The organism is Sphingomonas sp. ATCC 31555, from assembly GCF_000282895.1.
Classification (GTDB): Bacteria; Pseudomonadota; Alphaproteobacteria; order Sphingomonadales; family Sphingomonadaceae; genus Sphingomonas.
This window is the reverse complement of sequence record NZ_ALBQ01000014.1, coordinates 113,084-135,295: the sequence shown is the minus strand read 5'-3', so window position 1 is coordinate 135,295 and position 22,212 is coordinate 113,084. Positions and strand designations below refer to the sequence as shown.

The 22,212-nt window shown below is 65.2% G+C and carries 22 protein-coding genes; 10 read left to right on the top strand and 12 right to left on the bottom strand.

Going from position 1 to position 22,212, the window contains the following annotated elements; genetic code table 11:
• Positions 1 to 99: 99 nt before the first annotated feature.
• Complete coding sequence (locus B215_RS0107995) at positions 100 to 777, top strand: SapC family protein (protein WP_019369122.1); 678 nt, start codon at positions 100 to 102, stop codon at positions 775 to 777.
• Between the two features lie 7 nt (positions 778 to 784).
• Positions 785 to 1,774, top strand: coding sequence for a cupin-like domain-containing protein (locus tag B215_RS0107990; RefSeq protein ID WP_019369121.1), 990 nt, complete (start codon positions 785 to 787; stop codon positions 1,772 to 1,774).
• Between the two features lie 21 nt (positions 1,775 to 1,795).
• On the opposite strand, the gene B215_RS0107985 is transcribed toward B215_RS0107990, so the two are convergent.
• Complete coding sequence (locus B215_RS0107985) at positions 1,796 to 3,859, bottom strand: alpha-L-arabinofuranosidase C-terminal domain-containing protein (protein ID WP_019369120.1); 2,064 nt, start codon at positions 3,857 to 3,859, stop codon at positions 1,796 to 1,798.
• A 191-nt stretch (positions 3,860 to 4,050) separates the two neighbouring features.
• Between B215_RS0107985 and B215_RS0107980 the strand changes: the two genes are divergently transcribed.
• Positions 4,051 to 5,127, top strand: coding sequence for an alpha/beta hydrolase (locus tag B215_RS0107980; protein WP_019369119.1), 1,077 nt, complete (start codon positions 4,051 to 4,053; stop codon positions 5,125 to 5,127).
• Positions 5,124 to 7,025: an NPCBM/NEW2 domain-containing protein gene (locus B215_RS0107975; protein ID WP_019369118.1), complete on the top strand. Its 1,902-nt coding sequence runs from the start codon at positions 5,124 to 5,126 to the stop codon at positions 7,023 to 7,025. The genes B215_RS0107980 and B215_RS0107975 overlap by 4 nt, the downstream gene beginning before the upstream one ends.
• 25 nt (positions 7,026 to 7,050) lie before the next feature.
• Here B215_RS0107975 and B215_RS0107970 read toward each other — a convergent pair whose 3' ends face one another.
• From B215_RS0107970 to B215_RS0107940, 7 genes are all read right to left on the bottom strand, one after another.
• Positions 7,051 to 8,136: an FAD-binding domain-containing protein gene (locus tag B215_RS0107970; RefSeq protein ID WP_236704428.1), complete on the bottom strand. Its 1,086-nt coding sequence runs from the start codon at positions 8,134 to 8,136 to the stop codon at positions 7,051 to 7,053.
• Between the two features lie 163 nt (positions 8,137 to 8,299).
• Entirely contained in the window at positions 8,300 to 9,196 is an 897-nt protein-coding gene (locus B215_RS0107965) for a ParB/RepB/Spo0J family partition protein (RefSeq protein WP_019369116.1), read from the bottom strand.
• Positions 9,193 to 9,975: a ParA family protein gene (locus B215_RS0107960; RefSeq protein WP_019369115.1), complete on the bottom strand. Its 783-nt coding sequence runs from the start codon at positions 9,973 to 9,975 to the stop codon at positions 9,193 to 9,195. Before B215_RS0107960 ends, B215_RS0107965 begins: the two co-directional genes overlap by 4 nt.
• Positions 9,972 to 10,595, bottom strand: coding sequence for a 16S rRNA (guanine(527)-N(7))-methyltransferase RsmG (rsmG, locus tag B215_RS0107955; protein WP_019369114.1), 624 nt, complete (start codon positions 10,593 to 10,595; stop codon positions 9,972 to 9,974). Before rsmG ends, B215_RS0107960 begins: the two co-directional genes overlap by 4 nt.
• Positions 10,592 to 12,427 (bottom strand): tRNA uridine-5-carboxymethylaminomethyl(34) synthesis enzyme MnmG, encoded by a 1,836-nt coding sequence (mnmG, locus tag B215_RS0107950; RefSeq protein WP_019369113.1) that lies wholly within the window; start codon positions 12,425 to 12,427, stop codon positions 10,592 to 10,594. The genes rsmG and mnmG overlap by 4 nt, the downstream gene beginning before the upstream one ends.
• A gap of 82 nt (positions 12,428 to 12,509) precedes the next feature.
• Entirely contained in the window at positions 12,510 to 13,796 is a 1,287-nt protein-coding gene (gene mnmE / locus B215_RS0107945) for a tRNA uridine-5-carboxymethylaminomethyl(34) synthesis GTPase MnmE (RefSeq protein ID WP_019369112.1), read from the bottom strand.
• Positions 13,797 to 13,805: 9 nt separating this feature from the next.
• Positions 13,806 to 14,042 carry a DUF6489 family protein gene (locus B215_RS0107940; RefSeq protein WP_019369111.1) on the bottom strand — a complete coding sequence of 79 codons (237 nt, stop codon included), beginning with the start codon at positions 14,040 to 14,042 and terminating at the stop codon, positions 13,806 to 13,808.
• A 53-nt stretch (positions 14,043 to 14,095) separates the two neighbouring features.
• Here B215_RS0107940 and B215_RS0107935 point away from each other — a divergent pair, with 53 nt between their 5' ends.
• Both B215_RS0107935 and B215_RS0107930 read left to right on the top strand, forming a co-directional pair.
• Positions 14,096 to 14,575, top strand: a complete 480-nt coding sequence (locus tag B215_RS0107935) for a methylated-DNA--[protein]-cysteine S-methyltransferase (RefSeq protein ID WP_019369110.1) — start codon at positions 14,096 to 14,098, stop codon at positions 14,573 to 14,575.
• A complete protein-coding gene (locus tag B215_RS0107930) occupies positions 14,572 to 15,267 on the top strand; it encodes a dienelactone hydrolase family protein (RefSeq protein ID WP_019369109.1) in 696 nt (231 codons plus the stop codon). Before B215_RS0107935 ends, B215_RS0107930 begins: the two co-directional genes overlap by 4 nt.
• A 47-nt stretch (positions 15,268 to 15,314) precedes the next feature.
• Here the strand turns inward: B215_RS0107930 and B215_RS0107925 are convergent, their stop codons facing one another.
• From B215_RS0107925 to hemE, 4 genes are all read right to left on the bottom strand, one after another.
• Complete coding sequence (locus tag B215_RS0107925) at positions 15,315 to 16,034, bottom strand: TerC family protein (RefSeq protein ID WP_019369108.1); 720 nt, start codon at positions 16,032 to 16,034, stop codon at positions 15,315 to 15,317.
• A gap of 134 nt (positions 16,035 to 16,168) precedes the next feature.
• Entirely contained in the window at positions 16,169 to 17,425 is a 1,257-nt protein-coding gene (gene rho / locus B215_RS0107920) for a transcription termination factor Rho (protein ID WP_019369107.1), read from the bottom strand.
• A gap of 176 nt (positions 17,426 to 17,601) precedes the next feature.
• Positions 17,602 to 18,054 (bottom strand): CopD family protein, encoded by a 453-nt coding sequence (locus B215_RS0107915; RefSeq protein WP_019369106.1) that lies wholly within the window; start codon positions 18,052 to 18,054, stop codon positions 17,602 to 17,604.
• Positions 18,051 to 19,007, bottom strand: a complete 957-nt coding sequence (gene hemE, locus B215_RS0107910; protein ID WP_019369105.1) for a uroporphyrinogen decarboxylase — start codon at positions 19,005 to 19,007, stop codon at positions 18,051 to 18,053. The genes B215_RS0107915 and hemE overlap by 4 nt, the downstream gene beginning before the upstream one ends.
• A 377-nt stretch (positions 19,008 to 19,384) precedes the next feature.
• Between hemE and B215_RS0107905 the strand changes: the two genes are divergently transcribed.
• Genes B215_RS0107905 through coaE form a run of 4 tightly spaced genes read left to right on the top strand, consistent with a single transcriptional unit; the run spans position 19,385 to position 22,207 of the window.
• Positions 19,385 to 20,200, top strand: a complete 816-nt coding sequence (locus B215_RS0107905) for a pyruvate, water dikinase regulatory protein (RefSeq protein ID WP_019369104.1) — start codon at positions 19,385 to 19,387, stop codon at positions 20,198 to 20,200.
• Positions 20,200 to 20,799: a Maf family protein gene (locus B215_RS0107900; protein ID WP_026009067.1), complete on the top strand. Its 600-nt coding sequence runs from the start codon at positions 20,200 to 20,202 to the stop codon at positions 20,797 to 20,799. Before B215_RS0107905 ends, B215_RS0107900 begins: the two co-directional genes overlap by 1 nt.
• The gene (aroE, locus tag B215_RS0107895) at positions 20,796 to 21,605 is read left to right on the top strand and encodes a shikimate dehydrogenase (RefSeq protein WP_019369102.1); all 810 of its coding nucleotides are present in this window, start codon (positions 20,796 to 20,798) and stop codon (positions 21,603 to 21,605) included. Before B215_RS0107900 ends, aroE begins: the two co-directional genes overlap by 4 nt.
• Positions 21,602 to 22,207: a dephospho-CoA kinase gene (gene coaE, locus B215_RS0107890; RefSeq protein WP_019369101.1), complete on the top strand. Its 606-nt coding sequence runs from the start codon at positions 21,602 to 21,604 to the stop codon at positions 22,205 to 22,207. The genes aroE and coaE overlap by 4 nt, the downstream gene beginning before the upstream one ends.
• Positions 22,208 to 22,212: the final 5 nt, after the last annotated feature.

Here is a 22,212-nt window from a genome sequence, read left to right as displayed (position 1 = left end):
CCTTTAGTCGGGGCATTGGCGGCGTGCATGCGAAGGGATATGCAAGGTGCCAAGCGGTGCCGTCCCGGCCCGGCAAGAAGTCGCGAGAGGATGGCTGCGATGGCAGAGGATATGATTTTGCTCGATTCGGCCGAACATCGCGGGCTGCGGCTGAGACCCAGCGCGAAGCCGCTGCCGCACTTCGTCCCGATCGTTCCCGAGGAATTCGCCGCCGCCGCGGCGTGCTGCCCCGTGCTATTGACCAAGGACGCTGAGACCGGCCGCTTCTATACCGGCGCGATCCTGGGATTCGAGCCGGGCGAGACTCTGGTCGAGCTGCGCCCCGATGCCGGCTTTTGGCCGCTGGTGCTGGAACGCGACGGCTTTCTGATCGCCGGGGAATCGATTGCCATCGATGCTCGGGCGGCGCGGTTCAGTACCGAAGAAGGGGAACCGCTCTTTGGAGACGACGGCACCCCCGCTCCCGCATTGCGCCGCATCCAACAGGTGCTGGCGCAACTCCATCGCGGTGCCGATGCCAGCACCCTCTTCATTGACGCGCTGCTTGCTCATGGGCTGGTCGAACCGATCGATCTGTCGCTGCGGTTCGACGATGGTCGCACGCTGCAACTGGCTGGGTTGTACACGGTGAGCCTGGATGGCGTGCACGCGCTGGACGATGCAACGGCGCTGGGCTTGTTCCGATCGGGCCAGCTAGCACTCATCTATGCGATGGCGGGCTCGCTGCGGCAGATTCCGGTTCTCGCCGCACGTCGCAACCGGCAGTTGGCCGCATAGTGCCGCGATGATTGCCACGCTTCACGGCGCCGATCGGGCGGCATTCGATACGCATCGGCTGGCGTGCGAGCCGGTGGTGCTCCGCGGGCTGGGCGCCCACCTGCCGCTGCACGAAGCCGCTCGCTCGATCGACACGCTCATCCCCTATCTGCTCACTTTCGATTCAGGCGCATCGGCACAGGCCTTTGTCGGTCCGCCCGATATCGGCGGTCGCTACGGCTATGGCGATCGAGCGGACGGCTTCAACTTCGCCCGCGAGACGCTGGCGCTGCCTGCTGCACTGGCTCGGATCCGAGCTGCCGCGACGGGGCCGGGTGGAGAGTCCCTGTATCTGGGCTCGCTCCCTGCCGAGGTGCACCTGCCCGGCCTGGCCGAAGCGAACCCGCTGCCCTTGGCGCCCTTGGGAGTCAGGCCGGGGGTTTGGGTGGGCAATGCGTCGTTCGTGGCATGCCACTATGATCGATTTGACAATCTGGCCTGCGTGATGGCCGGTAGGCGGCGATTCACCCTCTACCCGCCGGACGCGATCGCGGACCTGTATGTCGGGCCGATCGACCACACGATGGCGGGCCAGCCGGTGAGCCTTGCCGCGATGGCCCCCGACAACGACCCGCGATACCCGCGCTTCGCCGCGGCGCGGGCGCGGGCGCAGACGGTGGAGCTGGAGCCGGGCGATGCGCTCTACCTGCCCAAATTATGGTGGCATGCGGTGGAGGGAACCGCCCCGTTCAATCTGCTGCTCAACTATTGGTGGGACGGGTTCGCGACCGGCCCGGACTCGCCCTACACCGCCATGCTGCTGGCGATGACCACGCTGGCCGAGCGCCCCGCCGCGGAACGCGCCGCCTGGCGCGCCTATTTCGATCATTATGCCTTTCGCCTGGACGGACACCCGCTCGCCCACCTACCACCCGAACGCCACGGCATCCTCGCGAGCTCGCGCGAAAATCTGGGGCGGATCCGTGCGTTCGTCATGCAGGCGCTGCGTGGCGGCTGAGAGCGCCGCCACGCAGCCGCATCACGGCTGGACCGGGAACTCGTAGACGACGGTCGCCGTGGCCGGCACCGTAAGGCGCGTGCCGAGCGGCGGTGCCGGCATCTCCCGGATGGTGACGCCCGGTGCGGCACCCACCTTGTTCGCCGCGTCGAGCGAGGCGCCGGTCAACAGCCATTGCCGCCCGGCGCCGCGCGTCTTCACGCTTTTCAGCGCCACCGCAACGCTTTGCGGCTGATAGGTCGCGTTGACGATTGCGATCTTGAGCGTCCGGCCATCGGCACTGAGCCCGGCAATCATGTCGAGCGGCCAGGTCGCGCTGCCCGCCTTAACCTGGGGATGGCTGTAGCCGACGACATGTTTGGGATCGGGCTGTGGCACGTTGCCATCAAGCGCGACGGGAATCGTCCCCGCGCCGAAATGCTCGCCATACAGCTTGAACACAAGCCCTGTGGTGTTCAGCACCGAGGCGGTCGGCGTGATATCCATCGTCGAGGCCCCGGTAGTGAAGGCGCCCATCGTCAGGAAATCAGTGTGGCGCAGCATTTCCTGCAGCACCATCGCATAGGCGAGCGCGTTCTTCAGCGTCGGCGGCCCGAAATAGGCATATTCGTCCATCGACAGGAAGATCTTCTTCTCCCGGATCGCGGGGAACCGCTGTTCGTAGATCTTCCACTCCTCGGCCTTCATCCGCACCTGATTCGACGGCGAGCGGACATATTCGATCAGCTCGGCATCGGCGGGTGCGTTCGGGCGCTGCTCGGCACGATCGTACCAATGTTCGCTGACGCCGTCGAAATTGCCCCAAGCCTTGGCGAAGAGGCCGCCGGTCCAATCCTCTTCCGTGCCGAACTTGTGCTGGATGCTGGCGAGCGTCGGATTTTCCTGTGTTCCCTTTGGATGCATCTGATCCGGCATCGCGCCCGATCCGATCAGCACAATCGACGGGTCCTTGGCCCGCATCGCACGGGCGAAATCATTGTGCTTGATCATGAAGTAATCGAGCGTCGTACGGCCGATCTGCCACCACCCATAAGGTTCGTTGCCGATGTTCCAGAAGCGCACGCGATACGGTTCGGGATGGCCGTTGGCGGCGCGCTTGGCGCCCCATTCGCTCGTCGCCGGGCCGTTGAGATATTCGACCTCCTCGGCCGCAGAATTGGCGTCCCCCAGCCCGGCATTGACCGTGACATAGGGCTCGACGTCGATCAGGCGGGCCAATGTCATCCATTCGTCCATGCCCAGATCGTTCGGCTGCATCGCGCTCCAGGCATGGTCGAACATCGGCGGGCGCTTGTCGCGCGGGCCGATCGCTTCATGCCAGTCCCAGTCGGACAGGAAATTGCCACCGGGCAGCCGCCAGAAGCCCGAATTGAGCGACCGTGCAATCGCAATCGTGTCCGCACGCCAACCCTCGACATTGTCCGCCGGCATCAGCGATACGGCGGCGACGCGGAAACGGCCGTTGCCGGTACCCGTGATTTCGAACCGCGCATCGTCGGAATCGGTCTTGGGCGTGAAGGCGAAGGTTACTTTCTGCCAGCCGCTGCCCGGCGCGGGCAGCACCACCGTCTCGCCCGCATCGCTCCCCTGCCCCGAGGAGAGCCGCACCTGCACCTTCGCCCCGGCATCGCCGCTCAGCCACAGCGACCCGAGATAGCGCCTGCCGCCGACCACCCCGATCCCGGCCTGGGCCAAACCGCGGGCATTGGCCGCATCCACCGCAACGCTGGGGCTCTGCGTGCCGACATAGGGATCGCGCGAGTCCATGATGACGGCATCGTCGCCGCCGACCGGCCGCCACTTACGATATGCTACGCCCGGCCGACCTTCTGCATTGGGCGGCGGCGGCACGTCCCGCGCGGCTGGCACGACAGGATAGTAGAATTTCCGATCGTCGAGCATTTCCGCCCATAGGGTGCGCGCCACCAGCCCGCCGATCGGCTCGATGAACATGCCATATTCATATTTGGTAACGGGCGCCGATCGGCGCCCCGCATCGATCGTCGCCTGAAGCGACTGGCCTTGCGCAGCCGATATAGTGAACGCGAGCACGAGCGCAGGCGTGGCGGTGCGAAACGGCGCCATGAACCTCTCCCCTCTTTTTATTTACTCCTACCTGTTGTACGCCGTCTTTGATGTTAACGCTACCGTAAACTTGATCGACATCTCTATAACTTGGCTGCATCAGGGGCGTAATTGGCGCATCCCCGGCCTGGCATGCTGCCAATCCTTGCACGGACAAAAGAACGACAACCACGACAGAGAGGATAGCGAGAATGGGCACGCTGAAGAATATGGCCGCGGCACTTCTGTTGACCGGCGTTGCGCTGGCCTCGCCACCAGCATCCGCACAGGTGCAGACAGCGGTTCCGGCCGTGGTCTCCGGTGCTCGCCCGGTAGCAATCGAGCGGATCAAGGTGCATGCGCCATCCATCGAAGGCAATCTGGAAGGCGAAAGCGCCGATCGCGACGTCATCGTCGTGCTTCCCCCCGGCTACGCCGCCAATCCTCGCAAGCGCTACCCGGTCGTCTACGCGCTGCACGGCTATTCGATCGGCGTCGAGCAGTGGATTCAAGAAATCCATGTGCCGCAAGTGGTGGAAGGCGCCTTCGCACTGGGCGCGAAGCCGGTCATCCTGGTGCTGCCCGACAGCAGGACGCTGCACAACGGATCGATGTATTCGAGCTCGCCCACCACGGGAGACTTCGAGCGATTCGTTGCGCGCGATCTCGTCGCCTATATCGACGGGCATTATCGCACGCTGGCCAAGCGGGAGAGCCGCGGCCTGGTTGGCCATTCGATGGGCGGATATGGCGCGACGCGAATCGGCATGAAGCACGCCGATGTATTCGGCGCCGTCTACATGATGAGCCCTTGCTGCCTCTCTGCTCGCGACGCGGGCATGCTCGACGAAGCCGCGCTGGCGCAGCTGAACGCGGTGAAGTCGCGCGAAGCCGCCACCGCGCTGCCCTGGGGCCTGCGTGCGACGCTGGCCGCTGCCGCTGCCTGGTCGCCCAATCCGAAGGCGCCGCCGCTGTACCTCGATCTGCCTGGGAAAGACGAGAAGCAGCGGGCCGAGGTTCTGGCGAAATGGGCAGCAAACGCGCCGCTGGCCTTTATCGACCAATATGTCGGTAACCTGCGCCGCTATCGCGCCATTGCCATCGACGTAGGCGACAAGGACGGGCTGCGGTTCGATGCACAGAAGCTGCACGAGGCACTGGACCGCTACGGAATAGCCAACCAGTTTACCGTCTACCCTGGCGACCATACCAGCGCCGTGGCGGACCGATTCCAGAACCATGTGCTGCCCTTCTTCAGCACCAACCTTGCTTTCGGTGAAGCACGATGATCCGCACCCTCTCACTTCTCGCCGTCGCCGCCGCATTGGCGCTTCCGGCCGCCACCTCCGCTCAGACGGTCGACCCACTTGCGGCGAAAGGGCGCTGGACTGCGCAGCATCGCGGCGCCGCGCCGTTGCCGCCAATGGGCTGGAACAGCTGGAACGCATTCACCAGCGACATCGACGAGGAGAAGCTGCTCGCGTCGGCTAAAGTGATCGTGGACAGCGGGCTGGCGGCCAAGGGCTACCGCTATATCGACATCGATGACGGCTGGTGGCTGCGCCGCAACCAACCCGATGGCCGTATGGTGATCCGCACCAAGGCCTTCCCTTCAGCGGCGATGGCGGATGGCACCACCAGCTTCCGTCCGCTCACCGATCGGCTTCATGCCATGGGACTGAAAGCCGGCATCTATTCCGATATCGGCCGGAACAGCTGCGGCCAGGTCTTCACGTCCACCTTTCCCGGCCAGCCGGAAGGCACGGTGCTGGAGCGCGAAGTGGGGCTGTTCGGCCATGTCGACCAGGACATACGGCTCTATTTCGCGGACTGGGGCTTCGATCTCATCAAGGTGGACGGATGCGGCATTCGCGGGCTCCCCGCGAGCGACTCGCGCGTGAAGGCCGGGCAGTATCGCGCGTTCGAACCGCTGGTGGATGTCGACTCGCTGGGGAGGACGAACGTCGCCGCGGTGCGCCGGCTGTATGAGGAAGTGGGTGCGGCACTCGATCGATGGAATCCGGATCAGGACTTCGTCTTCTCGCTCTGCATCTGGGGCGCTGCCGACGTGCGAAGCTGGGCCAAGCAAGTGGGCAACATGTCGCGCACCAGCGAGGATATCTCACCCAGCTGGGGACGGATGCTACACAATCTCGACAGCGCGGCCCGTCGCCCCTTCTATGCCCATCCCGGCAGTTGGAACGATCCCGATATGCTGTTCGTCGGCACCGGACCGTTCGACGCCGATCATCCGGTGGAGGCGCGGGCGCACTTCAGCCTATGGGCGATGCTGAACGCGCCGCTGATGATCGGCTATGATCTGCGCAAGGCGAGCCCTGCACTGCTCGACATTCTGGGCAATGCCCGGATCATAGCGCTCAATCAGGATCCAGCCGGCAACCAAGCGATCCTGGCAGTCGACTCCGATGATATCGACATCTTCGTCAAGACACTGGCCAATGGCGACAAGGCCGTTGCGATCTTCAATCGCACGGATTTGCCGCTCGACGCCACGCTCACGGCGCAACATCTGAAGTTGCGCGGCGACGCTGAAATAGCACTCACCGACCTGTGGAGCGGCGAGTCGCTTCGCTTCACTGGCGAGAAGCCGTTTCGCCTCGCTGCGCACGAAGCCCGCGTCTTCACCGCACGCGGCGCCCGCATGCTTGCCGACGGCTTGTATCTGTCGGAGATGCCGGGCCGGGTGAACCCCGCGGTGGACGGCGTGATCGTGCCGCAGGCGGAGCCGCTCGTGCGGCGCTCGCTGCTGCCTTGGCGCGGCAGCAAGGGCAATGGCGAACCTCCCCGCTATGGCGGCTGGGGCGGCACCCAGCCCGATCGCGCAGTCTATGGCGAGACGCTCGGCGTAGGCGGCCGCAGCTTCGAAACCGGCGTCGGCGCGCTCGCGAATTCCCGCATCGAAGTGCGAAGCGAAGGCTTCGCACGATTCAGCGCGGAAGTTGGCGTGGACGATAGCGCACGCGATCGAGGCCAAGCCGTTACCTTCTACGTCTATGCCGACGGCAAGCTTCGGGCACAGAGTCCCGCCCTGCGATTCGGCCAGGCACCGGTGATGCTCAAGGCCGATATCCGCGGCGCCAAGCTGGTGGAATTGGTGGCGCGTACGCCGGGCAACCCGCGCTTTGCCGATCCGATCGCCTGGGGGAACGCCGCGCTGCACCGGTAAGCAGGATGCCGGTGCTACGCGCTGGTCACTCGCTTGCGAGCAGTGTCGACGCCTGTTTGGCAAAGTGGAAGTAGCCGCGCTTGCAATGCGGCCAAGCCTGGGCATCCCAATCGCGCAGATGCTCTGCCACTGCGAGACCCTCTCGTCTTGCGTCCGCCAGCGCATCGGCAATCGGACCGACCGGCGCGTAGCCGGTGACGATCTGCGGGAGCGCTTCTGCCGCGGCCTGGGCCACCACGTCCTGTAGCGAGGCTACCCAGGCGGAGGGTGCCCCCCACCGCTCCTGGGCGCGTTGAAGACCGTCGGCGGTAGCTGCGATGTCGGCGGGTCCGTTGCACAAGGACCGGCACGCTACGATCCGGCGCACCGCCAGTGGCTGCGTCGCCGGCTGCACGTCCAGCGACAGATCCTCGGCCGTCAACAGCAGCAGCGTCGGTTTTTCGATATTCGGCGCAGTAATGGTTCGCGGCAGCTGCGCTGGCGGCATGGGTGTTTCACGTGGAACACGCGCCTCTTGCGCGAGCCCTCTGGGATTGAACCTTCCACCGGTTTGTCGGCGAATATGTTCGGCATTGGCCAGATAGGCTTTGTCTTGCGTGTGCAACCCGGCAACCCACCGCCAGGACAGTGTATTCGAGGCTGGATCCGCGTCGATCAACTGCCGGTAGAGGAAGTCGGCACCCAGCTCCCAGGGGAGCCCCAGCGTGAAGATCCAGATCGACGCGACTTGCATGCGCGCCCAGTTGTGAAGATAGCCGGTCGCGCGCAGCTCGGCGACCCAAGCATCGAACGCGTCGATGCCGGTCGTACCCGCAACGGCATCGCGGTATCCTGCGGGAAGTCCGCCATCGTGGAAGGACTGGACAGTCGCCTTCCAAGACTCCCAAACAAAGGGATGCTGTTCGAGCCATCCCTTCCAATAGGTGCGCCAGGTGAGCTCGCGAAGAAAGGCTGCGGCACCTTCCCGTCCGTGCGCGGCAATCACTGCCGCCGCAACTTCGTCTTCCCCGATGAGGCGCCGGCGCAGCGCTGCGGAGAGCCGCGAAACCGCGCCATGCTGACCAGAGGCTGCGACCTCGTTGCGACGTTCGGCATAGCTGCGCCCCGCCATGGGCAGGAACGCTTCAAGCCGCGCGAGCGCTGCGCTGCGCGATAGCGGAAAGTCGAACGAGAGCACCGAAGCGCGGTCGCCGGAGGTCTGGAGCAGCATGGCGTAAAGGTGCCATAGGCCCCCTGCCCGCCCCACCTGACATTTCGGACATCGGAAGGCGCTGCTAGATGCGCTCGCCGGAAAGCCGCTGACAGACCATGTCGAGCTGATCGAGCGTTGAGTAGGACACCGTCAGCGCCCCACCCTTTTCGCCATGCGCGATGCGCACGTTAAGACCCAGGACGTCGCCGAGATGTCGCTCGAGTGCCGCGATGTCGGGATCGCGTTCCGGGGCCGCCGTACCCGCCTTCCGCTTGGGAAGGGGCTTCGCGTTTCGCGCCAGCTTTTCCGCGTCGCGAACCGAAAGACCTTTCGCCACGACTTCTTTGGCCAGCTTCTCCGTATCGGGCGCGCCCACAAGAGCACGGGCGTGACCCATCTCCAGCGAACGATCCACCACCATTTCACGAACGCTGGGCGGCAGATCGAGCAGGCGCAGCAGATTGGCGATATGGCTGCGAGACTTATGGACGATCTTGCCCAGCGCCTCCTGGGTATGGCCGAACTCGCGAATCAACCGCGCATAGCCCTCCGCTTCTTCGATCGCGTTCAGATCCTGCCGCTGGATGTTCTCGATCAGCGCGATTTCAAGCGTTTCGGCGTCGGTCAACTCGCGAACGATCACCGGCACTTCGTGCAGCCGCGCCCGCTGCGCCGCCCGCCAGCGGCGCTCGCCGGCGACGATCTGGAAATTCTGGCCATGCGGGCGCACGAAGATCGGCTGAATCATGCCGCGCGTGCGGATCGAATCGGCGAGGGTCTCCAGTGCCTCTTCGTCGAAATGCCGGCGCGGCTGGTTGGGATCGGCGATCAGCGCGCTGATCGGCAACATCCGCACCCCCGATGCACTGGTCGGGTTACCCTTGATCGGCTCTTCGGGAACGCTTTCGCCGAGCAGCGCGGACAGACCTCGGCCGAGACCGGGGCGGGGCTTGCGGGCGGCGGCGGGGGAATCGGTCATGAAGCTTTCTTGCTGTTGGGGAGACGATCGATCACTTCACGCGCGAGCGCGATATAGGCTTCCGAGCCGGCGCATCGATGATCGTAGATCAGCGCCGGTACGCCGTGGCTGGGCGCTTCGGAAAGCCGGACATTGCGGGGGATGACAGTGTCGAACACGACGCGGCCGAGCACGGCCCGAACGTCTTCCGAAACCTGATCCGTCAGACGATTGCGGCGATCATACATGGTCAGCGCCACGCCGAGGATCGACAGGCCTGGATTGAAGCGGCTGCGGATCCGCTCGACGGTGTTGAGCAGCTGGCTGAGCCCTTCGAGCGCAAAGAACTCGCACTGGAGCGGCACCAGCAGCGCATGACATGCGACCATGGCGTTGACGGTCAGCAAGCCCAGGGACGGCGGGCAATCGATCAGGATCACGTCCCAGCGCATCGCCTGATGCCGGCGAATGGCAGCATCGAGCCGATGCGTGCGCGCATCGAACTCGATCAGCTCGATCTCAGCACCCGACAGATCCTGTGTCGCGGGGACGACGTCCAGGCCGGGAACGTCCGTAGGAACCGCCACATCTTCTAGCTGCGCGTCGGAGACCAGCAGATCGTAGCTCGAATGCTCTCGGTGCGATCGGGCGATGCCCAACCCGGTCGATGCGTTGCCCTGCGGGTCGAGGTCGATCAGCAGCACGCGCTTGCCGGTGGCGGCAAGGGCGGTACCGACATTGATGGCCGTGGTGGTCTTACCCACCCCGCCCTTTTGATTGGCGATCGTGATGGTGATCATCTGGCGCCTATCTGTGTTGCGACCACGATGCCCGAGTCCGGCTGCGTGATGCTGGGTTCCACGTGGAACCGACCTTGCCATTTCGCACGCGCGGCATCCACCTCCGAATGCGCGCTTCGTCCTTTTGGCAGCACCCATATCGTGGACGAATCTGTGCACGACACTGTGGATAACAACAGCACTGACAATTCCGCGACCGCGCGCGCCGATACGACGGCTACAGGTGAATCGGGGCGGAACGCTTCGACCTTGCTCTGCACGACGCGCACGCGATCGCCCAATCCCAAAGTCTCGGCGCACTCGCGAAGAAAGGCCACCCGTTTGGCGCGCGGCTCCACCAACACCATTGGACGCTCGGTAAGGATCGCCACGACGATACCAGGGAGGCCTGCCCCGCTACCTACATCTAGCCACACGCCCTCGCGCGCTCCGGTCGCAAGCAGCACAAGCTGCGCCGAATCCGCCAGGTGGCGCCCCCAAAGCGCCGGTAAGGTAGAGCGTGCGATCAGGTTCTGGTGCTCTGCTCCCTCTACGAGAATATCGCCGAATCGTGCCAATAGTGTTTCACGTGAAACACCAAACCGCTCGCGGACCCAGGCACGTGCCTCATCCTCGGTCATGCAGCTGCCTTCCGCGCGTGGAGAAGGATCGCAGATAGCGCCGCCGGCGTTATCCCGCGGATGCGCGCGGCGGCGCCCAGCGTCTCGGGTGCCGCGGCGCTGAGGCGCTCGACCATCTCGTTCGACAGTCCAGGTATCGCCGCATAGTTCATGTCGGCGCGCAACCGGACCGCGTCATTCGCCCGCAATTGCGCCACCTCGGCATCCTGGCGCTCCAGATATGGCGCGTAGCGGGCATCTTCGACATATTCGGCGAGCAGCGCAGGATCCACGTCTGGTACATCGTCCAGCACATGATCAAGCGTAACGCTTGGAAAGCGCAGCCAATCGCGCGCAGGACGCCGCGCACCATCCTGTGCCACCGGCGCGCCCCGTGCAGCCAGCGCATGCGCTGTCCGCTCGACAGCAAAGAGCGAATCAAGCATTGCCCTCCCCGCGCTGCGCGCCTCCAGCCGTCCACGGCGCGCAGGCCCCAGCAATCCCAATGTCGCTCCGATCGGGCCCAATCGCGTTTCTGCGTTGTCTGCTCGAAGCCGCAGGCGGAACTCGGCCCGCGCAGTAAGCATTCGATAAGGTTCGGTGACGCCCTGCAGCACGAGATCGTCTATCATTACCCCAAGATAGGAAGTTGCGCGATCCAGCACTAACGGTGCCAGCCCGAGCGCATGCGCGGCCGCATTGGCGCCGGCGATCAGGCCCTGTCCGCCCGCCTCTTCATATCCGGTCGTGCCGTTGATCTGGCCAGCGAAAAAGATGCCGGAGATTTGCGGCAGGCTCAGCGTAGAGTCGAGTGCGCGCGGGTCGATATAGTCATATTCCACCGCATAACCAGGAACGGTGATCACTGCCGCCTCGAGCCCCGGAATCGACGCGATCATCGCCTGCTGCACGTCGACCGGAAGCGAGGTCGAAAGGCCGTTGGGATAGATCCAGTGGTGGTCGAGCGCTTCCGGCTCCAGAAAGATCTGGTGTCCGTCGCGGTCGCCGAATCGGTGGACCTTGTCTTCGATCGAGGGGCAATAGCGTGGCCCTTGCGCTTCGATTGCGCCGGTGAACAGAGGCGAACGAGATAGTCCGCCGCGGATCGCGTCGTGCGTACGGTGGGTTGTTCGCGTCACTGCACAGTGCAGCTGCGGCAACGGGCGCGATACGGTGACCGGGGACATTGTCCAAGGCTCCGCGTCGGACGGCTGCTCCTCGGTGCGAGTCCAGTCGATTGTCCGACCATCGAGCCGAGGTGGCGTGCCGGTTTTCAGCCTGCCCATTGGTAGGGCGAGCTCCCGCAACTGCGCTGCCAGCCGCAGGGCAGCCGCTTCGTCTACGCGACCGCCCTCCATCCGCTCCTCGCCGCGGTACAGCCTGCCGCCCAGGAACGTCCCGGTTGCCAGCACAACGGCTGCAGCGGAAAGCGAGCTGCCGTCCCGCAGCTGCACGCCCGTTACGCGATCACCCTCGAGCAGCAGCGCTTCGGCCTCTCCCGCGATCAGCGACAGCCCAGGCTGGCTGAGCAGCATCTGCTGAACCGCCGCTGCATAGCGAATGCGATCCGCCTGCACGCGCGGCCCTTGCACTGCCGTGCCCTTCGATCGGTTGAGCATCCGATAATGGATGCCGGCTGCGTCAGCCGCGCGCGCCATCAGGCCATCCAGCGCGTCGATCTCACGCACGAGGTGCCCCTTCCCCAAGCCCCCGATCGCAGGATTGCACGACATGGCGCCGAGCTTGGTAAGGTCGAAGCTGAGCAGGGCGGTGCGGGCACCGCGGCGTGCCGCCGCCGCTGCTGCTTCCGTACCGGCATGGCCACCGCCGATGACGATCACATCGAATTGCATGCGGCTGCTAGACTTTGTTTGCGCATCCTTGTCCAGTCCCCGATCGACCGAAGGAGCTTGTTCTGCGTTCCACGTGGAACATTTACTTGCCGATACAGAAGCGCCCGAACAAGGCATCCAGCACGTCTTCCACCCCCGCTCGCCCGGTGATCGCGTCGATAGCCAGCCGCGCCGCCCGGACCTCCTCCGCAAACAGAAGGGAGTCGTCCAAGAGCGCAGCGCGGTGCAGCGCCTCCGCTGCGGTGCAACATAAATGCCGCTGCCGTGCATTGAGTGCCACCATATCCGGCGGCGGCAGCAACTCGGTGGCAATCTCGGCCATACGTGCCCATAGCAGTTCCAGTCCCCTGCCCTGCTGCACTGATATGGCAATCTGCTCCGGGCGCGGTGCCCTTCGTTCGGGTGCATCCGCCCGCGCATGGATCCACAGGCTGGCAGGGTGCGCAGGCGGGGCATCGTCGCCGAGCCATAACAGCAGATCAGCCTCGGCAAGTGCCGACCGGGCTCGTTCCACGCCGATCGCTTCGATCGGATCATCGGTAGCCTCGGCAAGTCCCGCCGTATCGATCAGCAGCCATGCGATCCCCGCGCGCACGACAGGCACCTCGATCCTGTCACGCGTCGTGCCCGCAATCGGCGACACGATCGCCGCATCGCGATCGGCCAGTGCATTGAACAAGGTAGACTTTCCCGCGTTCGGCGGCCCCCCTAGCACAACCCGCAGCCCGTCGCGCAGGCGCTCCACTGGCGGCCGCATCGCGACGACCATGATATCCTGCGCCAACGCCTCAGCCTGCACGCGCAATGCTGGCAGCGGATCGTCACCCGCCACATCGTCCTCGTCACCATGGTCAAGTTCGGCTTCGATGCGCGCGGCGACGGCCAACAAGCGCTCGGCCCAGGCTTCTGCATGCCGTCGCACGGCGCCGCCGGCACTGCGCACCGCCGCGCGACGCTGCGCCTCCGTCTCGGCCATCAGAAGGTCACCCAAGCCTTCCGCTTCGCTCAAATCCAGCCGGCCGTGCAGCAGCGCGCGACGCGTGAATTCTCCCGCTTCCGCCGCCCGCAAGCCAGGCATGCCGGCCAGAACCGCCTCCACCGCGCGTACCACCGCACGCCCGCCATGGAGATGAAGCTCGACAAGATCCTCGCCGGTCGCGGTGCGCGGACCCGGGAAGCAAAGCACCAGCGCGTCGTCCAGCGTTCCGCCATCGGATGGGTCGCGAAGCCGGCGTACGCCTGCCCTGCGCGCAGGGGGCAGCGCTCCGATCATTTGCTGCGCCGCAGCAAATGCCTTTTCCCCGCTGATACGCAGCACGGCGATCGCGGCAGGCAAGGCGCCGCTGGAAACCGCGAAGATCGTGTCCATGCCGGCCGATCAGCTTCCCGGCTTCTTGGTGGCGGCATCGAACAGGCCCCGCCAGAAATTCATGCCCGCCTCCCCCATTGGCGCCCAGTTGCGCATCATCGTCTCGAATCCTTCAGGGGTGCCGTGATTCTCGATCGCCTGAACCATGAGCGAGACATAGCGATCGTGCACGGGCGTGAGATCCGGCAAGCCCATCGCGCGGCGGGCCTCTTCCGGCGTGCACTCGACTTCGACATTGATCTTCATGCGTTTCCTTCCGCGCTTGAGCGCATCGCCGGCCCCCTGCTAGGCCTGTTGCCATGTATGCGCGCGACCATGCCCTGATCGCAACGCCCATCGGCCCGATCCGGATCGAAGGCGATGATCGGCAGCTGTACCGGATCGCCATCGGCGCCGATGGCACACCGGCAAACGGCAGCAGCATCACGGTGCGCGCGGCAGTCGATCAGCTTGCCGCCTGGTTCGCGGGCGAGCGCCGGAGCTTCGATCTTCCGCTTTCGCCGCTCCAAAGCGCCCGCGGCATGCTGCTGCGAGAGGGGCTGATCGCCGTGCCGTTCGGCAGCACCATCAGCTATGGCCAGCTGGCGCGAACGCTGGGCTCCAGCGCACGAGCCATCGGGCAACTTTGTGCGCGGAATCCGTTTCCGTTGATCGTACCGTGCCACCGCGTGTTGAACGAAGGCGGCAGCCTGGGTGCCTATTCGGCCGGCCAGGGCCCCACCACCAAATCCTGGCTGCTCGAGCACGAGCGGCGCTTAACCGGAGAGTATCTGCTATGAGCACCCTGACGATCGATGCGCTGGACGAGAGCGGCAGCTTCTCCGCTTATGTCGCGCACCCTGAAGGCACTCCGCGCGCCGCGATTCTTGTGATTCAGGAAATTTTCGGGGTGAACCCGGGCATTCGCCAGAAGTGCGACGGCTGGGCCGCCAAGGGCTATCTGGCGATCGCGCCCGACCTGTTCTGGCGGCTGCAACCCGGCATCGAGCTCGATCCCGACGTTCCCGACCAGTTCGAACAGGCGCTGAACTGGATGGGCAAGTTCGACCAGGACAAGGGCATTGCCGACATCGAGTCCACTATTCAGGTCGCGCGCGCCGCGCTCGGGGGCGGCAAGGTGGGCGCCGTAGGCTTTTGCCTGGGGGGCCGGCTAGCCTATATGACGGCGTCCCGCACCGATATCGATGCCAGCGTCGGCTATTATGCAGTCGGGATCGACGGTCTGCTGGGGGAAAAGCACGCGATCGCCAAGCCGCTGCTGCTCCACATTCCGCAGGCAGACCATTTCGTCTCGCCAGAAGTGCAGGCGAAGATGCACGCAGGACTGGACGATCACCCCAACATTACCCTGTACGACTATCCGGGCGAAGACCATGGCTTCGCAGCCGAAATGGGAAAGCGCCGGTCCGAGGCGGCCGCGCAACTGGCAGACCAGCGCACGGCGGAGTTCTTCGCCGAACATCTGGCCTAGGCACCTGCACCGGCCCTTCCCGACACGCGGGGAGGGCCGGCAGGGGATTAGAACAGGCTGGTCAGCCCCATGGTGCCTTCGGTGCCCACCCAGCCTTCGTAGATCATCTTGAACGCCACGAACACGATCACCGCGAGACCGAAATAAGCGATCCAGCGGTGGCGATCGATCAGCTTGGCGATCAGATTGGCCGCGAGGCCCATCAGCGCCACCGACAGCAGGAGGCCGACCACCAGGATGCCAGGGTGTTCGCGTGCCGCACCGGCAACGGCGAGCACATTGTCCAGGCTCATCGAGACGTCGGCCACCGCGACGGCCCAGGCCGCACCGGCAAAGCTGCGCGCGGGCCGAAGACCCGATCGCTCGTCGCCTTCGATCTCTTCCGAACCGCCGCTCTCGCCGCCATGGCGGATCTCGCGCCAGAATTTCCAGCTGACCCATAGCAGCAGCAGTCCGCCAGCGAAGATCAGGCCGACAATGCCCATCAGCCAGCTGACGACCAGCGCAAAGGCGATGCGCAGCACCAGGGCCGCGCCGATGCCGATCAGGATAACCTTCTTGCGCTGGTCCGCCGGCAGTCCCGCCGCCAGTGCGCCCACAACGATCGCGTTGTCGCCGGCCAACACCAGATCGATCATCAGCACCGATCCGAACGCGGCCAGCGCCGCAGGATCGTCGAGGTTCGAGAAATCGGCGACGATGTGCTGCCAGATGTCCAGCGGCGTTCCGATGCCCGCCGCAGCGGCGCTGAGAAGAAGATCGATCATGCTCAAGCCCTAGCGCCAGGATCGGCGCGCGCAAAGCCTACGCGGCATCATCGCATCCGTTCCCTGCCGCCGCACGCAAAAAGGCCGGGCGACAAGGCCCGGCCTTCTTATGCCTCGCTTCAGCGCGGCGCGTGTTACTGGTTCATGCTGTCGAAGAAATCTTCGTTGGTCTTCGAATCCTTCATCTTGTCGAGCAGGAACTCCATCGCGTCGATGGTGCCCATCTGCATGAGGATGCGACGCAGCACCCACATCTTGGTGAGCTTGGCCTTTTCGACCAGCAGCTCTTCCTTGCGGGTGCCCGATTTGCCAACGTCGAGCGCGGGGAAGATGCGCTTGTCCGCAACCTTGCGGTCGAGCACGATTTCCGAATTGCCGGTACCCTTGAACTCTTCGAAGATCACTTCGTCCATGCGGCTGCCGGTGTCGATCAACGCGGTTGCGATGATCGAGAGCGAACCGCCTTCCTCGATGTTGCGCGCCGCGCCGAAGAAGCGCTTCGGGCGCTGTAAGGCGTTCGCGTCGACACCGCCGGTCAGCACCTTGCCCGAGCTGGGCACCACGGTGTTGTAGGCGCGGCCGAGGCGGGTGATCGAGTCGAGCAGGATCACCACGTCCTTCTTGTGCTCGACCAGGCGCTTGGCTTTTTCGATCACCATTTCAGCGACCTGCACGTGGCGGTTGGCCGGTTCGTCGAAGGTCGAGCTGATCACTTCGCCCTTCACCGAACGCTGCATGTCGGTGACTTCTTCCGGGCGCTCGTCGATCAGCAACACGATCAGGAAGACTTCGGGGTGATTGTCGGTGATCGCCTTGGCGATGTTCTGCAGAAGAACGGTCTTACCGACGCGCGGCGGCGCGACGATAAGCGCGCGCTGGCCCTTGCCCTGCGGCGCGACGATATCGATCACGCGGGCCGACTTGTCCTTGACGGTCGGGTCGAGCGTGTCGAGGCGCAGCTTCTGCTCGGGATAGAGCGGCGTCAGATTGTCGAAATTGACGCGGTGGCGCACCGCATCGGGATCGTCGAAATTGACTTTGAGCAGCTTGGTAAGAGCGAAATAGCGCTCGCCGTCCTTCGGCGCGCGGATCTCGCCTTCCACCGTGTCGCCGGTGCGCAGGCCGAACTTCCGGACCTGGTTGGGGCTGACATAGATGTCGTCGGGGCCGGCGAGATAGTTCGCCTCGGGCGAGCGGAGGAAGCCAAAACCGTCGGGCAGCACTTCGATCGTGCCTTCGCCGGTGATTTGGTCGCCCTGCTCGGCCTGGGCCTTGAGGATGGCGAAGAGCAGGTCCTGCTTGCGCAGCGTCGACGCGCTCTCGACGCCCAGTGCCTCGGCCATGGTGACCAGCTCGGCAGGGGCGGTTTTCTTGAGGTCCTTGAGATGCATGGAAGGTCCGGAAATTCTAAGGGGGAGAGCGTCGATCGGCGATGTGTACGCGCAGGATTCGATGCTTGGAGGAAGGATGCACCGGGGTTCGGTACACGACAGCAAAATTAGGTGGGGGGGTGCCCCAAGTCAACTGCGATTCGGCGCAGATTCACCCCGCCGAATCGCAGGGTTTTTCAGAACGGTTTCACCTCGGCGAGGATGACGATGAAGACGAGCGCCAGCGCCGGCACTTCGTTGAGGAAGCGCAGCGTGCGGGTGGCGATCGGCGCCTCGCCGCGCCCCAGCTTCTTCCCATAGCCCACTGCCCAGCCATGATAGCCGCTCAGCAGCACCACCAGGAGCAGCTTGGCATGGAGCCAGCCGATCCCCGCCTGCCCGTCGAACAGCCCAATATTGGCCGAGAGCGCCAGTCCGAGCGCCCAGACGATGAGCAACGAGGGCGTGAGGATCATCCGCTTCAGCATCCCCTCCCGCTTCGCCCAGGCCGCCGCCTCGGCCGTGCCCAGCGCCTCCTGGTGATGAATCAGGTAGCGCGGGAACAGGAACAGCCCCGACATCCAGAACATCACGAAGATGACGTGGAACGCCTTCACCCAAAGATAGGCACTGCCCAACCAGCCGATCATTCCGCCGTCCCCCGCACGCGGGCCAGCAGCTGCTCGACATGCGCGATCGGCGTGTCGGGCAGGATGCCGTGGCCCAGGTTGAACACATGCGGCCGCGCCGGAAAGGCCGCGAGGATCCGGTCGATCGCGCTGTCGAGCACCGCGCCGCCCGTGATCAGCGCCAGCGGATCGAGATTGCCCTGCACCGGCAGCCCTTCGGGCAGCACCGCGTTGGCCCATTCGGGATCGGCCGTCTCGTCGAGTCCGATCGCATCCACTCCGGTTTCGCGGGCATAGGCGGCGAGTTTGCCCCCTGCCCCCTTCGGGAATCCAATCACGGGCACCAGATCCCGAACCGCTGCCGCGATCCGGGCGTTGGGGGCGATTACCCAACGTTCGAACTGGGCGGGGCTGAGGCTGCCCGACCAGCTGTCGAACAGCTGCACAGCCTCCACGCCGGCTTCCGCCTGGGCGCGCAAATAGGCGATGGTCTGGTCGGCGATGCGATCGACCAGCGCCTGCATCAGGCCCTGGTCGCGATAGGCGAGGCGGCGCGCCTCGGCCTGTTCACGGCTGCCCTGTCCCGCGATCATGTACGTCGCCACGGTCCAGGGAGAGCCCGCAAAGCCCAGGAAGGTGGTCTGGGGGTCCAGGGCCGCCTTCACCCGCCTTATCGTGCCGTAGATGGGCTCCAGGACGCTGGAATCGGCATCGAAGCCGTCGAGCACGTCGCGCGCGGTCACCGTCGGCGCGAGTCTGGGGCCTTCGCCCGTCTCGAACCAGAGCTTCTGGCCGAGCGCCATCGGCACCACCAGGATGTCGGAAAACAGGATGGCGCCGTCCATGCCGAAGCGGCGGATCGGCTGCAACGTGATTTCCGCGGCAGACTCGGAATCCATCGCGAGTGCCAGGAATCCGCCCTTTTCGGCACGGAGCGCACGGTATTCGGGCAGGTATCGACCGGCCTGGCGCATGAGCCAGACGGGCGGAACGGGCTGGCGAGTCCCTGTCAGGGTCGCGAGCAGCGGCTTGGAAGCGCGAAGAGTCAGAGCCGGGATCCCACTACTAGAAGATTCGATTCTCAGGATGTTGGAGTCTGTTGGCCGGTGAAAGCCGGGGCTTATGGCGATGTGAGTCAGTTGCCAACAATTTGACTCCTGCGGCCATCCGGAATCGCACGGATTCGGGAAATCTGTCCACAAGACTCACAGCCTGTGAATGGAAAGCACAAGCTGGGGATGCCGCTGTGGACGAATCACACGGGCTTTCCCGAATCTCGGCGGGTTGGCCGGATGCCGCGGTTACGCTACCGCTTGTTCGCCATGTTATGCACAGATCGGTCCCCAGCCTGATGCGGCTGCACCTGCACCTGCTCTCGGACTCCACCGGGGAGACGCTGGAAAACATCGCCAAGGCGGCACTGGCGCAGTTCGACGATGTCGAGCCGCTGCGCCATTTCTGGCCGATGGTGCGCAGCGAGGCGCATCTCGAGCGCATCCTGCAGGAGATCGCGCAGAACCCGGGTCTGGTGATCTACACCCTGGTCAATCGCGACATCCGCCGCATGCTCGAGACGCGGTGCCGCGCGCTGGGGCTGCCGGCGATCGCGCCGCTCGACCAGGTGAGCCATGCGCTCTCCAACCTGCTCGGCCAGGAGGCCAAGGCACGGCCGGGGCGCCAGCACATGCTCGACGCCGCCTATTTCGCCCGCGTCGATGCGATCCAGTTCACCATCGCGCATGACGACGGCATCGGCTGGGAGGATTGGGAGGAGAGCGACATCCTGCTCGCAGGTGTGTCGCGCTCGTCGAAGACGCCGACCTCGATCTATCTCGCCAATCGCGGCTACAAGGTGTCGAACATTCCCGTGGTGGTGGAATCGCCGCCGCCGGCCAAGCTGTTCCAGCTCCAGCGGCCGCTGATCGTCGGGCTGACGACCAGCGCCGATCGGCTGGTCCAGATCCGCCGCAACCGGCTGCTCTCGCTCAACCAGGCGCCGGAGACCGACTATGTCGACCAGGAAGCGGTGCAGCGCGAGATCGCCTTTGCGCGCCGCATGTTTGCCGACAATGGCTGGCCGGTGATCGACGTTACCCGCCGCTCGATCGAGGAAACCGCCGCCGCGATCATCCAGCTGTGCAACGACCGTGAAATGGAACGCCGATAATGCCGACTCTGGTTCTCGCTTCCCAGAGCGCGTCGCGCCGGGCGATGCTCGATGCCGCCGGGGTGGCGCACGAGGCGCTGCCCGCCCTGGTCGACGAGGCCAGCGCCAAAACATCGCTGCTTGCCGAGGGCACGTCTCCCCGTGACCTTGCCGACGCGCTCGCCGAGCTCAAGGCGCTCAAGGTCTCACGCATGGCGCCGCAGGCGCTGGTGCTCGGCGGCGATTCGCTGGTCGCGCTCGACGATGGCAGCTTGCTCGACAAGCCCGAGAGCCGCGAACAGGCGCGCGACCATCTTCAGCGCATGTCGGGCAAGACCCACGACATCTACAGCGCCGCGGTGATCGCCGAGGGCGGCCGCCCGGTCTGGCGGCACGTCGATCGGGCGCGACTCCACGTCCGGCCGCTGAGCGAGGCGTTCATCGAATCCTATCTCGACCTGGAATGGCCCGCCATCGCCGGCTGTGTCGGCTGCTTCCGGATCGAAGGACCTGGCGTGCAGCTGTTCCACCGCACCGAGGGCAGCCATTTCACCATCCTCGGCATGCCGCTGCTGCCGATTCTCGACTATTTGCGCACCCGGGGAGTGATGCCCAAGTGACTCGTTATGCCGAGGTGATCGGCGATCCGATCGCCCATTCGAAATCGCCGATCATCCATAAATTCTGGCTCGATGCGCTGGGTCTGGAGGGCGATTACCGCCGCACCCATGTGCTGGGCGACGATCTCGCCGGCTATTTCGCTCGCGCGAAGGACGATGCCGATTGGCGCGGCTGCAACGTCACCATCCCACACAAGCTGGCGGTGATGGACCTGGTCGGTGATCCCGGCGGGGTGCGCGGCACGATCGGAGCGATGAACACCGTGATCCGCGGCGAGGACGGCACGCTGATCGGCACCAATACCGATGCAGGCGGCTTCTTCTCGCCGATCGCTGGACTGGAACTCGAAGGCCGCCACGCGGTGGTAGTCGGCGCCGGCGGTGGCGCCCGGGCGGTCCTGTTCGCGCTGTCTCGCGTGGGTATCGGCCGAGTGACCATCCTCAACCGCAACGTGCTCAAGGCGGCGGCGCTGCTCTCGAGCTTCGGGGTGAAGGGCGATGCTTTGCCGATCGGCGTGGCGCTGCCCGCGGCCGACCTCCTGGTCAACGCCAGCCCGCTCGGCATGGGTGGCCAGCCCCCGCTCGAGCTGGACCTCGATCCGCTGCCCGAACATGCGGTGGTGTACGATATCGTCTACGCCCCGCTCGAGACGCCGCTGCTCGCCCAGGCACGGGACCGCGAGCTGGACACGGTGGACGGACTCGAGATGCTGGTCGGTCAGGCCGCGCTTGCCTTCGAACTGTTCTTCGGCGCCGAGCCCCCGCGCGACCGCGACGAGGAACTGCGCGCACTGCTTACCGCATGAGCAGGCGGCCGATCGTGCTCGGGCTCACCGGCTCGATCGGCATGGGCAAGTCGACCGTGGCGGCGATGTTCGCGGCGGGCGGCGTGCCGGTGTTCGATGCAGACGCCATCGTCCACCACCTACAGGGGCCCAATGGCGCAGCGGTAGCAGCGATCGAGGCCGAATTTCCAGACACGACTACCGAGCTCGGCGTGAATCGCACGCTGTTGCGGGAAGCGGTGATGGCCGACCCCACCGCGTTCGCCCGACTCGAAGCGATTCTGCACCCCGCCGTCGCAGAGGCGCGCGAGTCGTTCCTGGCGATGCACGCCGACGCGCCACTCGTCGTTCTTGACGTACCGTTGCTGTTCGAGGCGGGCGGCTGGCGGCATGTCGACAAGATTGCGGTCGTATCCGCACCGCCCGAGGTGCAGCGCGAGCGCGTTCTCGCCCGCCCCGGCATGACCGCAGAGCGGTTCGAGGCCATTCTCGCCCGGCAAATGCCCGACGCCGAAAAGCGCGCCCGCGCCGATTTCGTGATTCCCACCGGCGAAGGTCTGCAGGTTACGGAAGATTGCGTACGCACGGTCATCGCTTGCCTCGCGCCGCCTGCGGGTGGATAAGCGCT